Raw genomic sequence first — 16,439 nt, 5'->3', positions numbered from 1 at the left:
GTAAGGGTCTTAATACCTATTTCTCCTGCAATTATTATTTAGAATCAGTCAAAAAAGAAATTAAGATTGCCAGACAAGCTTTCTGAATTTACCTTTGACACAAATCCAATAATCCTAAATAAATGAGCAAGCAACTTTTTTCAGGCAGTATCGGCAGAAAATTTGCCATGGCACTTTCTGCGCTATTCCTGATCATTTTTCTATTGCAGCATTTCACAATCAATTTCACTTCGGTCTTTAGTGAAGAAACATTTAATGAGTTGTCCCATTTTATGGGTACAAACCCAATTATTCAATTTGTGATGCAGCCAATCTTAATGTTCGGAGTGGCCTTTCACTTCATCATGGGATTTGTATTAGAAATAAAAAATCGAAATTCAAGAGCTGTTAAGTATGCGAAAAATAATGGAGCAGCAAATTCTTCCTGGATGTCGAGAAACATGATCTGGAGTGGGTTATTTATCCTATTCTTCCTCGGGTTCCATTTTTACGATTTCTGGATTCCGGAAATGAACTACAAATACATAGAAATGAAGCCGGAAGATCCAAATCGGTACTTTGAAGAAGTGGTACACATGTTTGCAAGTCCAGGACGAGTGGTCGTATACTGTTTATCATTTGTATTTCTTGCATTACACCTGATGCATGGATTTCAATCTGCTTTTCAATCGATGGGTGCACGTCACGATAAGTACACTCCGGCTATCCAAAAGATTGGACAAGCTTATGCAATTCTGATTCCTTTAGGATTCATCTTTATCGCTGTTTTTCATTATGTCAATTCCCTTTAAGAAATAAGAGGCATGTCAACATTAGATTCTAAAATTCCAAAAGGTCCGATAGCTGAAAAGTGGACCAATCATAAAAACAACATACGATTAGTAAATCCTGCCAACAAGCGATCCATTGATGTTATCGTGGTTGGAACAGGGCTAGCCGGTGGATCTGCTGCTGCAACGCTTGCAGAGCTGGGATATAACGTAAAAGCATTTTGCTACCAAGATTCACCTCGAAGAGCCCACTCCATTGCTGCTCAAGGTGGGATTAACGCTGCAAAAAATTACCAAGGCGATGGTGATTCAACCTACCGACTTTTTTACGACACAGTAAAAGGTGGAGACTACCGTTCAAGAGAAGCTAACGTTTATCGCTTAGCGGAAGTATCTACCAATATCATTGACCAATGCGTTGCTCAGGGAGTGCCATTCGCACGAGATTACGGCGGACTATTGGATAACCGATCATTCGGTGGAGTTCAGGTTTCAAGAACGTTCTACGCCAAAGGACAAACAGGTCAGCAGCTTTTACTGGGCGCTTACTCTGCAATGTCCAGGCAGATTGGAAAAGGAAAAATCACCATGTACAATCGTCATGAGATGATGGATTTGGTGATGGTAGATGGAAAAGCGAGAGGGATTATCGCACGAAATTTAGTAACTGGAGAAATCGAAAGACATTCTGCACATGCTGTAGTCATAGGGTCAGGTGGTTATGGGAACGTGTTCTTCCTTTCAACCAATGCCATGGGGTCAAACGTTTCTGCAGGATGGAAAATACATAAGAAAGGCGCATACTTTGCGAACCCATGTTTTACACAGATTCACCCAACATGTATTCCTCAGCATGGAGATCAGCAGTCGAAGCTGACGTTGATGTCAGAGTCGTTGAGAAATGATGGTCGAATTTGGGTTCCGGCTAAAAAAGAAGATGCTGAAGCTATCCGTGCCGGTAAACTAAAGCCAACCGATCTGAAAGAAGAAGATCGGGATTATTACCTGGAAAGACGGTATCCTTCATTCGGTAACCTTGTACCACGAGATGTAGCCTCCAGAGCTGCAAAAGAGCGTTGTGATGCAGGATTCGGGGTAGGTACCAATGAGACAGGTGAAGCGGTTTATCTTGATTTCAGCGCTGCAATTATGCGCTACGGTCAGGAGGAAGCCAATGTAAAGGGGCTTCATAATGCGTCTGATAAAGAGATAAAAGTATTAGGTACCGAGGTGGTAAAATCCAAATATGGTAACCTCTTCCAGATGTATGAAAAGATTACGGCGGATAATCCATACGAAACCCCGATGAAGATCTATCCGGCTGTCCATTATACCATGGGCGGTGTTTGGGTTGATTACAATTTGATGACAACCATTCCGGGGTGCTACTCCATCGGTGAAGCAAACTTCTCTGATCATGGAGCAAATAGATTAGGTGCATCAGCGCTAATGCAAGGTTTAGCAGATGGTTATTTTGTGCTTCCATATACCATCGGAGATTACTTAGCTGATGACATTAGAACGGGTGAAATTTCTACCGACTGCAAAGAATTTGAGGAAGCAGAGAAGAGTGTTCAGGATCAGGTTGACTTTTTTATAAACAATAAGGGTAAACACTCGGTAGATTATTTCCACAAGCTTCTTGGAAAGATCATGTGGAACAAAGTAGGGATGGCACGAAATGAGAAAGGATTGAAAGAAGCAATCTCGGAGATCAAGGAGCTCAGAGAGCAATTCTGGAAAGAAGTAAGCGTACCTGGATCTGCGGACGGCATTAATCAGGAGTTAGAAAAAGCCGGTCGCGTTGCAGATTTTCTTGAGTTGGGTGAGTTATTCGCCCGGGATGCATTAGAAAGAAAAGAATCTTGTGGAGGTCACTTCCGTGAAGAGTACAAAACGGAAGAAGGAGAAGCATTGCGTGATGATAAAAATTTCACCTACGTAGCAGCTTGGGAATATACAGGCGAGCCGTCAAAAGCTAAGCTTCACAAGGAAGAATTGAAGTATGAAAACATAGAACTGAAAACACGTTCTTATAAATAAGAAATTATGTCAGCAACAGAAGGATTGAACTTAACACTGAAAGTCTGGAGACAGAAAAGCGATAAAGATCAGGGCAAAATGGAAACCTATCAGGTTTCAGATATTTCGCCAGATAGCTCTTTTCTGGAAATGATGGACATATTAAATGAACAACTCATTGCAGAGGATAACGAGCCTGTAGCTTTTGATCATGACTGTAGGGAAGGTATCTGTGGTAGCTGCTCTATGTACATCAACGGTGAAGCACATGGACCCGGCAGAGAAATTACTACATGCCAGCTTCACATGCGCGAATTTAAGAATGGGGAAACCATTTACATTGAGCCATGGAGAGCAAAGGCATTTCCTGTAATAAAGGATTTGGTAGTTGATCGAAGTGCATTTGATCGAGTAATGAATGCAGGTGGTTTCATTAGTGTAAACACGTCCGGTAATACTCAGGATGCTAACGCCATTCCTATTGACAAACATGATGCTGACAAAGCATTTGATGCAGCGACCTGTATCGGATGCGGGGCATGTGTTGCTTCGTGTAAGAATGCATCAGCTATGTTATTTGTCTCAGCGAAAGTATCTCAGCTCTCACTCCTACCTCAGGGTAAAGTAGAAGCGAAAGAGCGTGTGCAAAACATGGTGAAGCAAATGGATGAAGAAGGCTTTGGTAACTGTTCCAACACAGGAGCTTGCGAGGTAGAATGTCCGAAAGGAATTTCGCTAGAAAATATTGCTCGCATGAATAGAGAGTATTTGAAGAGCGGCGTGAGTTAATGAATTAGAATTTTGATCATTCAAAACCTACTCAAGCTTGAGTAGGTTTTTTTGTGCCTTGTTAGGAGTTAATTGCAATCAACATCTTAATCACATAGATTTATGTAACTCACATGTAAAATGTATTATCATTCCGCAATAGAAATCCTGAAACAAGTCACCTTCGTTGGTGCACTCTTAAGTGGTTTTTCTTTAACATACCTTATTGGGCTCTTTCAGTTGGACAATGTAAGTAAGGTTTACAATTTATGCCTTATAGTCATATCTCTGGCCACCTGCTTTTTACTTATTAGTACCTTGGCAGGAAGTACTGGAATATTTTGGCTCTCCGAACGTCCAGTGTTAGCAAATAAAACTACGTCAATTGATCAAACCGAGTATCTCATAGCATATAGGTGGTCTATTTCATTCCTTTTGCTAGGCATGTTTTCATTGCTACTGACAATTGGAATGAGTGGCTTTCTAAAATCTAAAAAGCTAGGTTTATATCTTGCAACTATCTCCTCTGTAACAGCGCTACTTACTTTTTACTTTTTGATTTTTCTAATGAAAATAGATTGACCTATTTTCCACCAAACTTCTTAAGCTGATATTCATAGTGAGAAGTATCTTCATACAACTCTCCTGCCAGCTCCAGTGCGCGCTTCTCCAGTTCGATGGCTTGTTTTCGATTTCCGAGTTTATACTGCAAAGAAGCATAGGTGTCGATCATTGAAGGCTCTGGTTGCTGATCAACCGCCTGTTGAGCCCAGCTTGAAGCAATTTCCAGTTGATTTTTATTGTCTACAAACAGGTAGAATTTCCAGGCCAGTTCATTGAGCTGTTCAGGGTCCTGCAATTCGGTCATGCCAACTAAATCAATGGCATACCCGGCATAGTCTTTCCAGCTTTCGGTAAATTCTGCATAATGCAGATTCATCATTAATTTCAACGTATCTGCACCTGTGAAATTGACCTCTTTCATGGAGTGAAGTAACGCCCGCATACCAAAATCGTGCAGCTCCTCGGATTCAAAAACTTCCTGATACTGTGCAAGGTAGGTGTCGTACAGCTTTGCATTAACCATCCTCTGCCCTATCGCATCTTCAAACACCTTTCTATTCTCGATCAGATGCTGAAATTCCCGACTGTATATATCCCATTGATAAGCAGCAAATACCTCCCACGGGGTTTCAGCTGTTAATTCATTCAAATCCACATCCGACAAATACCCCTCTGCAAAACCCTCTGCATCCAGGCAAGCTTCTTCCAGTAATCCCAGGTAATCAAGCATGAAATCCGCGGAGCGATCGCCTGAATCATAGCGCTTTTCCATCGTTAGGAGGGTAATGCTATCGGTAAGAGCATCCTCTCCCAATGCTAAAAACTGATTTGCGTCCATGGCTCCACAGCCTCTATGTACGATTTCACCATTCCCATTAATAAACAAGAATGAAGGAAATACGCCCACTGAATATTGCTCTGCCAGCTCCACTCCAGGATAATCTTCCATGTCCATTCGGACATTAATGAAATTGGCATTGTAGTAATTGGCCACCTCTAAATCCGTAAACGTATACTCTTCCATCTCTTTACATGGTTCGCACCACTCCGCATAGGCGTCCAAAAAAATGAGTTTACCGGACATACGTGATTGGGCAACCGCTTCATCCCAACTCCCCTGTTCAAACTTCATCTGTGCTTGTACTAGCATAGGTAGGACGAGTGCGCATACAATTAGATTCTTCATGCTGGAAATTTCATGTATTTATTTCTAATTAAAAAGAATTGTTTCATGTTCGATATAACCCATTATTCCGTTCGCAATCGCACACAAGTACATCTAGCAAATATTTTAAGTAATTGATTTACTGATACTTACAATACTTGGCACAGCGATTGAATTTCCATGAGCAGCCAAAACCAAATATGATATGCTAAGAAACTATCTTATTACCATCTTTCGTCAAATACAGAAGAACAAGATCTTCTCATCTATCAACATATTGGGATTGGCCCTGGGAATGGCGGCTTGCCTTGTTATTGCCCAATATGTCAACTTTCATACCTCATTTGATTCCTTCCATACCAACTCGGATAGCATCTTCAGATTGGAATCAGAGGCCTACAAAAATGGAGAGTCTCTGGGGCAGTCCATCACCGCTCCATCCATGCTTGGGGAGACCTTGCGTGAGCAATCCCCACAGGTAAAAGAAGTAGCCCGTTTCTTTAATTTCAGCTATGCCAATTCCTCCATCATCTACAGTGATGGAGTTGATAAAGTAAATTTTGAACAACCACGCGTTTATATCGCTGACAAAGGTGTTTTTGAGCTTTTTGATTTTGAATTTGAAGCCGGTACCGCTGCAAAATTTGATGAACCGCAAAAAGCCATCCTAACCTTGGAAGAATCCAGAAAATTTTTCGATGATGCGGAAAAAGCAATCGGTCGTTCATTTACCCTCAGTGGAAATACTGGTGCTCACGAATATGAGCTTGTTGGAGTACTAAAAGACATTCCGGCAAATTCACATATTCAATTTGGGCTGCTATTGTCTTACCCTTCTCTTGACAATTACACGCAAAGCAGAACGAGTTGGAATTCCAGTAGCATGATTACGTATCTCCTGGCTGAGGACGCAGACAGACAAAATGAGATTTTAAAAGAAACCATTCGTCTGCACGAGGAAAATTCGAAGGAATCGTATGCGGCGAACGGATATGAAGTGAACTACTACCTGCGTCCGATCACCGATATCCACCTCAATTCCAGAAATGCCTGGGCATTTACGGAGGGTGTTGATAGCAAAACCGTATTCGTGTTGAGTTTCATTGCTATAATCATTCTCGTCATTGCGTGGATTAACTACATGAACCTATCGCTTGTCAGAACCATAGAAAGACTCAAAGAAATGGGCATCCGTAAATGCATGGGGTCCTCAATGAAGCAAATCACCCAATTGTTCATTTTAGAAGCGTTTGTGATGAATCTGATAGCCTTTGGGCTAGCGATCCTACTGACTCAAGTAGGCGAAAAATATTTAATTGAAGTGACTGGACTGCCTGTATCAGCATTAATGGACCTGAAGGTTTTACTACTCTTAATTGGACTAATTGGCGTAGGCACTCTGCTGATAGGACTATATCCTTATGTCTTACTGAAAACGATGAATATCGTAAACATTTTAGTAGGTAACAGAGGGAAAGTTGGCGGAGCAAAAATGCGCAAGAGTATGGTATTTGTGCAGTTCATGATCACCTTCATTTTGATAGCCGGGACGGTGACGGTCTATCAGCAAATCAATTTCATGCGAGAAGCAGACCTGGGCATTGAAATTGAAAATACGCTGGTCATTAAATCTCCCCCGGGAGATATTAATTCACAAGATCGGGAGGATGTGAAGCGATTTAGCACACTGAAAACCGAACTATTAAAGTTTACCGGTATTGAGGAGATAACCAATGCCGGAGAGATCCCGGGAGAGCCTGTTGGGTGGGCGACCAATATTTATTTGAAAAATGAATCACAGGAAACCTCCATCCAAACCGGACTTATTTCCATGGATTTAGACTTTCCGAAATTCTTCGGGATCGACTTGGTAGCGGGACGTGAACTCCAGCGGGGAGACGACCCGTGGACCAAAGGTGATGTGGTCATCAATGAAAAACTTGCCGAGCAACTGGGATTCTCCAATCCTGAGGATGCGGTCGGAGCTGAATTGTCCGGATTTTATGCGCCACTTACCGTAAGAGGTGTCCTGGAAAATCATCATCATACCTCCCTGCATAATGACTATCAGCCGTTAGCCTATATCCTGAGTTCCTGGACAGAGTTCTACTTTGTGAAACTGCGCCTGGACGACACGTCAGAAGAATCCCGAGGAGAGCAGCTTACGAACCTGGTATCCACGGTCAAGGCGGAGTGGGACAATGTGTTTACCGACTTTCAGATGGACTATTACTTCCTGGACCGAGCGTTTGACGAGCAATACAAAGAAGACATCCGATTTGGTAAGATATTCTCCGGATTTTCAGCTGTAGCCATCCTGATTGCCTGCTTAGGCTTGTTTGGGCTGACCTCCTTTAGTGTGCAGCAACGAACCAAAGAAATCGGTATTCGAAAAGTGCTGGGAGCAAGTGCGAAAAATTTGATGGTGCTACTATCCAAAGAGTATATGCTTTTGGTAGGTTCAGCTTGTATATTCAGCTTGCCCCTTGCCTACTGGATCATGTCATCATGGCTCGAAGATTATACCTTCAGGATTGATTTAGGATGGTGGTTTGTGATCATTCCAATTGCATTTGTCATTGGATTAGCACTGCTGAGTATTTCTAGCAAAGTACTGAGCACCATTAAAACCAACCCGGTAGAATCGCTACGAGCAGAATAAAGAAAACGCCCAATCACCTACTCTACTATGAAAGGCCCTGCCGTATGGCAGGGTTTTTTATTTAAGGTGATATTGAACACCAATTGATACACTGCGGCGTTTTGCCTTTCCGGCAATTTGTTTCTCAGAACCGTAAATCGCATTGATTCCTTGGTTAAAAGCACTGATGATGGAAAGCTGATCCATGAGTTTATATCCGAGGGTCAAGGACCCCATCAAACTATAGGTGGATATTCCCTCGCGAGAGGTATCGTCAACTTCTACAATTACATAGCTGCCGATTTGATTGAAGTAATCCTCTGCAGAAACGGTCGTGTTATCCCCGGGAGTGATGACAACTTCACCCCGATCAAAAGTACTCGTAAACTCAACTGAATTAACCACCTCTTTTGAACGAACCAATAAGGCATTGGTCACCCCAACTCCAATAAAAAATTTCGGAATGATGTCATAGGTAATACTGATTGGGATTTCAATATAATTTAAGCTTGTACTTCCAACATTTTCTCCACTACCCACAGTATTCGGGGTATTTGTTCTGAGGATTAATGGGGACCCATTTACGGTATTTCCCGGCAGTACGGCGTATCCTGTAGTGAAAACACTGGGCTCATCATACATTAAACTATTGTCGCGTTTAAATCGGATAGATGAAAATCCCAGACCTCCGGTGAGATTGATTTTTGATGTAATGTTTCTGGTGTATCTCAAACCAAACTGAAAGCCTACCCTGGAATCGTAAGATTCTTCCAGCCTGTACCCCGGGCCAGTTGTAGAAAATCCGGTTCCATCATTGATCGGAGGCATATACGTCTCTACTAACGTTGGAATGACTGTCATGTTACCACCGCCATAAAAGCTTATTTGACCAAAAAGCGCACAGGTAATGAGTGACAAAGAAAGTGTGAGTATTGCTTTCATCCGCAGGTTAGGTGTGATACTACAAACATACAAAATCGGCTTAATAAGTAATCGTTAATTTCGAGGGTGGAATAACTCGCTTAGTAAAGTTTATGTCGAAGAGAAACGCATTTGGTCAGTCCGTGTGGCTTAAAAAGAAAATCTTTCAGGTGGTAGGCAGACTTGTGAGGTGGTACCTGTTAAAGCCTAACAAGGTAGTGATTTCCGGTAGTGAGGTGCTGACGCAAATACCGGAACAAAACGTGCTGTTTATCGCCAACCATCAGACCATTTTCACGGATGTGATTGCCATGTTTCATGCCATGTTTGCCAGCTTGAACGGTCAGGTAGACAGTATAGCAGACAGCAGCTACCTCAAAAACCCGAAAGTGAATGTGTATTACATAGCTGCACGTGAAACCATGGAGAAAGGGATTTTACCTCCGATTCTCGCGCTTGCAGGCGCAGTGACGGTAGACAGGACATGGCGCAAAGGCGAAGAAATGATTAAGCGTGAGGTGAACCCGGATGATACCAAATCCATCGGCATGGCAATCCGTGACGGATGGGTGGTAACCTTCCCCCAGGGAACCACACGGGCAGGCGCACCGGTACGAAAAGGAACGGCTCACCTGATTAAGCAACACAAACCGGTTGTCATACCTGTACGAGTGGATGGCTTCCGGACCGCATTTGATAAGACCGGCCTTAAACGCTTGCAAAAAGGCACGGAGCTATCCCTGAAATTTGGGCAGCCGCTGGATATCGATTACGAAAATGAACCGGTGGAAGCACTAATAAAAAAGATAGGTGTGGCGATTGGTGAGGATCATGTATAATTGATAAAACAGGTATATTTGATAGGTTAATGAAGTGTACAGACAGGTAAGGCTTTGGACAGTACAAGACTGTCGAAGACCGTCTTACCCTTCGATAAACTCAGGGTGACAGTCAATTTAAGCAGGTTTTGCATCCTCTAATTTTGAAATGGTAGAAACGCTAAAAACAATTAAGCCCCGACCATGGTCGGGGCTCATTCTTGGCAGAATACCGGATCTCGTCCGGCAGGTCCCGCATCAAGTGCGGGACAAGTATGACTAACACCTACTGTTAACCATTTCTTTAGACAGTACAAGCCTGTCGAAGACTGTCTTACCCTTCGATAAACTCAGGGTGACAGTCGTTTTATTAAGCAAACTCAAACGAAGCTTTAATCTTATTCAGAGTTTAAATATTGATTAAACTTAAATCCTGAAACAAGTTCAGGATGACTAAAGTCTAATCGACATTATCGTGTAAAAATTTATTGTTTCCGAGAATTTGGTTTTCCTCATTCAAATTGAACTTGGAAATGTTTCGCTCCGAAGAGTGAGGAACATTTTGAAGTTTCACCTGCTTTCTCTCATAAGCTGGTACATCCAAACGCTCTTTAAACTCTTCTGTAGCCATTTCAAACTTTTTGTTGTTGAACATGGCCTCACGCTCCGCACGCTCTTGCGCCAGTCTCGCCTGTTTTGAATTTGGTGAACCATGGAACGCGTCCTGAATATTCACTTCATCTTCGTGAACATCTTCTTCTTCATGCTCAAATCCATTCGTAAAGTCAAACTCAAAAGACGATTGCTCCATTGGGCTCTTTTCCCGCTGCTCTTCTTCCTCTACTTCGCGCTTAATTTCATCTTTCAGTGAGCTGAACTCATACGTCCAATCTTCTACGTCTTCTTTATCACTCTCCTCTTCGATTTCAAACATAAAATCGGAGGTGTTTTTCGTTTTAGAATCGTCTATCTCCTTTTGAGATAACAGGTCAAATCGCTTCGCTTCCTCTTCTTTGGAGATGTACTCTCCTTCTTCGTCTACTTTCCCAAAGCCTGTTGCGATAACTGTCACCCGGATGTTTTCACCTAGACTGCTATCTACACCGTGACCGAATATCACCTCTGCATTGTCTCCTGCATACTCCTGGATGTAGTCGGTGATGTCAGTAAGCTCATCCATCTGAAGTTCTGCTTCATCACCGGAGATGATGGAAAGAAGTATTTTCTCTGCACCGTAAATGTCCTGCTGATTCAGCAATGGAGAGTTTAATGCTTCCTCTGCCGCTCTTCTAGCTCTGTTGTCTCCAATGGTTTTTGCCGATCCCATCACTGCAGGACCTGCTCCTTTCATCACGGTTTTCACATCTTCAAAATCGACGTTTACATAACCTGGAACGGTTATTATCTCGGCGATTCCTTTTGCTGCTGTTGTTAATACATTATCAGCTTGTGCAAATGCTTCGCTGATTGAAAGATTTCCGTAAATCTCCCGAAGCTTATCATTCATGATCACAAGGACCGTATCGCAGTACTTCTTCAGTTCCTTGATACCTTCCTCGGCAGCTTTCATTTTCTTTTTGCCTTCAAAAGCGAAAGGAGCGGTCACAATACCTACCGTTAGGATGTCCAGCTCACTGGCCACCTGCGCAATGACCGGAGCTGCACCGGTACCGGTACCTCCACCCATTCCGGCGGTAATGAAAACCATTTTCGTGTCTTGCGAGAGTAGGTCACGAATTTCTTCTTTGCTTTCGATCGCGGCATTTTTGCCTCTTTCAGGATTTGCTCCTGCTCCTAATCCACTGGTCAGATTGTTTCCAATCTGCAAACGGTTAGGTACTGCACTGCTTTCCAGTGCCTGATGGTCTGTGTTACAAACCACAAATTCTACGTCCCGGATCCCCAGGCTGTACATGTGATTAACAGCGTTGCTGCCACCACCACCAACACCCACCACCTTGATGATGGACTTGTGATGTGACGGTAAGTCGAATTGATACATATTTTCTGCCATAATTGAAATAGTTTAATAGTCGATAGTTGTAAGTCGATAGACGGGTGCTGTAAAAGCTATTGTCTGTGGACCAGGGACTAATAGACTAGTTTATTTTATCATCGAAATCATCGATTAAAAGACCTTTCGTTTTTTCGAGAATATTGGAAAAGAACTTGTTTCCTTGTTTAATTTTTTTCTTCCCTTCTCCTTTGAAAGAGGGTGCTTCCGAGTACCGCGCCTCTCGGATGTCAAGCGCTTTGAAACCTGATAATACCAGACCTACAGTTGTCGCAAACATTGGGCTCTTCGCTGCATCTACCTTGCTTCTGCCCAGATGCTCATTTGGATATCCTATGCGTGTATCCAAGCCTGTCATGTATTCGAAAAGCTGACTCAGGTTGGTCAATTGTGATCCACCTCCTGTTACTACGATACCGGCCGCCAGCTTCTTATTATAGCCTGAACTAATAATTTCTGTATGTACCAGCTCGATGATCTCCTCCATTCGTGCTTCTATGATGTGCGCGAGATTCTTGATAGAAATCTCTTTCGGTGGACGATTTCTTAGGCCCGGAATTGAAACAATTTCATTTGGGCTTGCTTCTTCAGAGATCGCCTTACCAAATTTCGTTTTCAAAAGCTCTGCCTGGTGCTCCATGACCATACAACCCTGCTTGATGTCTGAGGTGATGATGTTACCACCGAATGGGATCACCGCCGTATGACGGATGATGTTATCATAGAAGACAGCCACGTCGGTGGTACCACCGCCTATGTCCACCAGACATACGCCTGCTTCTTTTTCTTCGTCGCTAAGTACAGATAAACTGGACGCGAGTGGTTCCAAAATGAGATTCTCAATCTGGAGCCCAGCCTTCTTCACACACTTGTTTATGTTGTTGATTGCGTTGGTCTGCGCCGTGATGATATGAAAGTCAGCCTCAAGTTTTACACCGGTCATCCCTACCGGATCCATTATGCCATCTTCGTAATCTACAATGTAGTCTTGCGGCATTACGTGAATTATCTCACTCCCCGGAGGTGTGACGATGCGATGCATGTCGCTATTGAGTCTGGCCAGATCCTCAATGGTGATTTCCCCTTCGGAATCTTCACGCGTAATTCCCCCGTGGTGTACAGCACTTTTAATGTGCTGCCCGGCAATGCCGACGTTGACCACTTTGACATCTATGCCCGACTGCTCGCTGGCCTCAGCGATGGCCTTCTCTATGGCCCTGACTGTCTTGTCAATATTGGTTACTATACCACGGATCACACCATCGGACACTGCTTTGCCCATGCCCAATATTTCGAGCTTTCCGTACTCATTTTTCTTACCGACAATGGCACAAATCTTTGTGGTACCTATGTCTAATCCAACGATGATTTTATCTTCCATAATATCTTTATTTTCTTGGTGATTAATTAGTTACAAGCTGCAAGTCATAAGTTGCAAGGTCAGACCCTTCCCGGGGTTCAATCTGCATATCGCTTAAAGCTTGCCTCTTGTTACTTGTCGCTTTCATTATTCGCAAATGATTTGATTTTCAAACTTCAGATTTACTCTGTCGTAAGTGTTCCACCCCTTCTTGGGTAATATCTCTTTATAAAAAGTCAGCAGTTTCGAGAACTTGCTTTCCATATCAACAGGCTTACCAAATTCAATGACTTGCTTGGTTACCTGTGGGTACATCTCTATTTCTCCATCGTTCTTGATGAAGATATGTGCAATCTGAGCGCTCCAGAATTCATCCTTCTCAATGAAGGTGAGCAGCTCAAAAATCTGAGTTCCAAACTTGCTTTCTTTCAGATTGTCCTCCCACATAAATTCAAATTCTGTTTCCATCAGGGGTACTCTCGCCGTATGCTTGGCATTCACCGGAAGTACCCGACCTTCTGAATCAATGTATCTGTCCTTTTTGCCATCTACAAAGAGTCTGGCAATGGGTTTACTCTGCTCTACTTTTACTTGCAGGTTGCCTTTTAGATCTCTGAACACCTGGGCATCCTTTACAAATGGATTCGCTTCTACCCGCTGTTCCAATATCTTCGGATTAATCTCTCCCATCTTCACACCAACTACATAGTCTGCGCTCTTATCAGTCATCAGGTCAATAACCTCTAATTGATCGGTGAAGAATATTCCTTCCTGATCAGTGATCTCAACTTTGACATCTTCAATTGATCTGCCATTGTTTTTGATTCCTGCAAAGGTGATCAAGGTTAGCATTAACAATCCGCTAAACGAGTAAATCAAAATATTTTTCTTCTCTTCCTTACTCATCTTCCTCAGATTTTGGGTTAAACATATTCTTCATATACTCCGCCACTTTTGGCACCTCCCGATCGATATCACCTGCACCGATTGTCACGACAATATCCAGGTTGTGATTACTTAATTCATCAATCAAGTGCTCTTTGGCCACCATGACCTTGTTTTCATTTTCCATCAAGTCATAAATAGACTTGGATGAAACTCCGGGGATTGGCTCTTCCCGTGCCGGATAGATATCCAGCAGTATGACCTCATCCGCTTTATCCAACGCCTCAGCAAATCCTTTCTTAAAATCATTGGTTCTGGAGTAAAGATGTGGCTGGAAAATAGCCGTGATCTTACGCTTACCTGCCAGCGACCTCACCGACTTAAGGAATGCATTAATTTCTTCAGGGTGGTGTGCATAGTCGTCAATCAATGTTGCCTGCGGACTCCTGAAGACATATTCAAATCGACGCTTCACTCCTTTATACGATCGGATCAATTTCCTGATTTCGCGTCCTTCCATGCCCATATCTAAAGCGACGGTGATGGCCGCCAACGCATTTTCTACATTGTGATAGCCGGGAAATTCCAGGTGGATATCAGAGATTTTTTCCATCCCATATCTGTAGGTAAAGACAAATGCGCCGTTCACTATTCTTAACGCATCAGCTACTGCATCTCCATTTCGGATGGCATAGGACACGTACTTATTACCCGGATTAATTTTAAACCCGGCCTCAGAATGCATCAACACCTTCCCGTCCTTCGGTGTTTTCTTTACAAACTCCTCGTAGGTATCCAGCATGGCTGTTTCATCTCCGTAGATATCTAAGTGATCCGGATCTAATGAGGTGATGATGGTATAATTGGGATTGAGACGCATGAATGAACGATCGTATTCGTCTGCCTCTACTACGACCGGTGCGTTTTCATCTCCAATGATCAAATTGTTACCAGTTCCGGACATGATGCCACCCACAAATGCTGAGCATCCTTTCCTGGAGTGGCTCAATAAATGAGCAATCATGGAAGTAGTGGTTGTTTTTCCATGCGTACCAGCCACTGCTATTGTGAAGTGATTTTTGGTGATCATTCCCAGCACTTCTGATCGTTTCATCACGGTGAACCCATTCTCCTGAAAATAGGTGAGCTCCAAATGATCGGATGGAATGGCAGGCGTATAGACAATTAAGTTTCCTTCCTTTTCAAGAAAGGTATCAGGGATAAGATCCAATTGATCTTCATAATGAACTTCAATGTCTTCATCGACTAACTGCTTCGTGAGAGCTGATTCCGTTTTATCGTATCCCGCCACAGGAATCTTCTTTGCATGGAACCAACGAGCCAATGCACTCATACCGATACCTCCGATACCGATAAAATACGCGCTATTTACTTCTTTTAGCTCCATTAGACAATCAGTTTGACTACTTCGTTTGCAATGTCTACTGCCGCATTTTCATGCGCCATGTCGTGTATATTTTCAGACAGCTTTTCCTGTCTTTTTTTGTCATTAATTAGTTCGATGGCCTCATCTACCAATCGATCCATGGCTTCATTGTCCTTAACCATCACAGCCGCCTCCTTTTCTACCAGTGCCTTCGCATTGATGGTTTGATGGTCTTCCGCCACATTTGGTGAAGGCACCATAATGGCAGGCTTGCCGGTTAGCATCAGCTCCGCAATGGAAAGTGCACCTGCACGTGAGATTACCACATTGGCACATGCATAGGCAAAGTCCATCTGAAAAATGAAGTCTTTCAAAATGACTTTCCCGCCTTTTCCTTCGGCACGTTCTTTCATTTCCTCATGATAGAATCCTCCACATTGCCAGATCAACTGCACGCCCTCTTTCTCTAATTTTTCCAACCCTGCCACCATACTCTCATTCAAAGTTCTTGCACCCAGACTTCCACCAATTACCAAAAGCGTGGGTTTTGTACTGTCCAGCTCAAAAAATTTGTATGCCTCATCCTTTCTGTTTGGATTTAACATGATGGTCTTTCTTACCGGGTTCCCGGTCACCACCAGTTTACTGGCAGGAAAATAGGTTTCCATCCCTTCATGAGCCACACATATCTTATCCACCTTTTTAGCCAGCCACTTATTGGTTAATCCTGCATAGGAATTTTGCTCCTGGATGAGAGTAGGTACTCCTTTTTTGGTTGCTGCATATAATAATGGCCCACTTGCGTATCCTCCCACACCGACAACCACATCCGGTTTAAATTTCTTTAATAGCCCATAAGATTTCATGATGCTGGATACTAGCTTAAATGGGAACATGAGGTTCCCTGCTGTAATCTTTCTCTGGATCCCGCTGATCCAGAGTCCTTCAATCTCAAAGCCTGCTGCGGGCACCTTATCCATCTCCATTTTCCCCTTCGCACCTACAAATAAGATCTCCACATGCTGCAAACTCTCCTTCAGTGCCTGGGCAATTGAAATAGCAGGATAGATGTGGCCTCCAGTGCCACCACCGCTAATCATCACTCGATATGTCCGTTCCTTCTC

12 protein-coding genes are annotated in these 16,439 nt (G+C 43.1%); 5 read left to right on the top strand and 7 right to left on the bottom strand.

The genetic code is table 11. From position 1 onward, the window contains the following. The first annotated feature begins 122 nt into the window (after positions 1 to 122). Genes ACO05G_RS03755 through ACO05G_RS03745 form a run of 3 tightly spaced genes read left to right on the top strand, consistent with a single transcriptional unit; the run spans position 123 to position 3,581 of the window. Positions 123 to 791, top strand: coding sequence for a succinate dehydrogenase cytochrome b subunit (locus ACO05G_RS03755; RefSeq protein WP_421764754.1), 669 nt, complete (start codon positions 123 to 125; stop codon positions 789 to 791). Between the two features lie 12 nt (positions 792 to 803). Further along, complete coding sequence (locus ACO05G_RS03750; RefSeq protein WP_421764753.1) at positions 804 to 2,813, top strand: fumarate reductase/succinate dehydrogenase flavoprotein subunit; 2,010 nt, start codon at positions 804 to 806, stop codon at positions 2,811 to 2,813. A 24-nt stretch (positions 2,814 to 2,837) separates the two neighbouring features. Next, positions 2,838 to 3,581, top strand: a complete 744-nt coding sequence (locus ACO05G_RS03745; RefSeq protein ID WP_348285100.1) for a succinate dehydrogenase/fumarate reductase iron-sulfur subunit — start codon at positions 2,838 to 2,840, stop codon at positions 3,579 to 3,581. A 562-nt stretch (positions 3,582 to 4,143) separates the two neighbouring features. On the opposite strand, the gene ACO05G_RS03740 is transcribed toward ACO05G_RS03745, so the two are convergent. Then, the gene (locus tag ACO05G_RS03740) at positions 4,144 to 5,310 is read right to left on the bottom strand and encodes a thioredoxin fold domain-containing protein (protein WP_421764752.1); all 1,167 of its coding nucleotides are present in this window, start codon (positions 5,308 to 5,310) and stop codon (positions 4,144 to 4,146) included. Between the two features lie 184 nt (positions 5,311 to 5,494). Between ACO05G_RS03740 and ACO05G_RS03735 the strand changes: the two genes are divergently transcribed. Next, positions 5,495 to 7,951: an ABC transporter permease gene (locus tag ACO05G_RS03735; RefSeq protein ID WP_421764751.1), complete on the top strand. Its 2,457-nt coding sequence runs from the start codon at positions 5,495 to 5,497 to the stop codon at positions 7,949 to 7,951. Between the two features lie 57 nt (positions 7,952 to 8,008). On the opposite strand, the gene ACO05G_RS03730 is transcribed toward ACO05G_RS03735, so the two are convergent. After that, positions 8,009 to 8,872, bottom strand: coding sequence for an outer membrane beta-barrel protein (locus ACO05G_RS03730; RefSeq protein WP_421764750.1), 864 nt, complete (start codon positions 8,870 to 8,872; stop codon positions 8,009 to 8,011). 92 nt (positions 8,873 to 8,964) lie between these two features. On the opposite strand from ACO05G_RS03730, the gene ACO05G_RS03725 reads away from it, so the two are divergent. Next, positions 8,965 to 9,690, top strand: a complete 726-nt coding sequence (locus tag ACO05G_RS03725; RefSeq protein ID WP_421764749.1) for a lysophospholipid acyltransferase family protein — start codon at positions 8,965 to 8,967, stop codon at positions 9,688 to 9,690. Positions 9,691 to 10,129: 439 nt separating this feature from the next. Here ACO05G_RS03725 and ftsZ read toward each other — a convergent pair whose 3' ends face one another. The 5 genes from ftsZ to murG form a co-directional block, all read right to left on the bottom strand. Further along, entirely contained in the window at positions 10,130 to 11,683 is a 1,554-nt protein-coding gene (ftsZ, locus tag ACO05G_RS03720; RefSeq protein ID WP_421764748.1) for a cell division protein FtsZ, read from the bottom strand. An 85-nt stretch (positions 11,684 to 11,768) separates the two neighbouring features. Continuing rightward, entirely contained in the window at positions 11,769 to 13,064 is a 1,296-nt protein-coding gene (gene ftsA / locus ACO05G_RS03715; RefSeq protein WP_348284930.1) for a cell division protein FtsA, read from the bottom strand. Positions 13,065 to 13,190: 126 nt separating this feature from the next. After that, on the bottom strand, positions 13,191 to 13,949 hold the full coding sequence (locus tag ACO05G_RS03710; RefSeq protein ID WP_421764747.1) for a cell division protein FtsQ/DivIB: 759 nt from the start codon (positions 13,947 to 13,949) through the stop codon (positions 13,191 to 13,193). Then, positions 13,942 to 15,336: a UDP-N-acetylmuramate--L-alanine ligase gene (gene murC, locus ACO05G_RS03705; RefSeq protein ID WP_421764746.1), complete on the bottom strand. Its 1,395-nt coding sequence runs from the start codon at positions 15,334 to 15,336 to the stop codon at positions 13,942 to 13,944. Before murC ends, ACO05G_RS03710 begins: the two co-directional genes overlap by 8 nt. Next, positions 15,336 to 16,415: an undecaprenyldiphospho-muramoylpentapeptide beta-N-acetylglucosaminyltransferase gene (gene murG, locus ACO05G_RS03700; protein WP_421765705.1), complete on the bottom strand. Its 1,080-nt coding sequence runs from the start codon at positions 16,413 to 16,415 to the stop codon at positions 15,336 to 15,338. The genes murC and murG overlap by 1 nt, the downstream gene beginning before the upstream one ends. Positions 16,416 to 16,439 lie beyond the last annotated feature (24 nt).

This window comes from Ekhidna sp. (genome assembly GCF_965227465.1).
Taxonomy (GTDB): domain Bacteria; phylum Bacteroidota; class Bacteroidia; order Cytophagales; family Cyclobacteriaceae; genus Ekhidna.
This window is presented reverse-complemented; position numbering and strand designations above follow the sequence as displayed.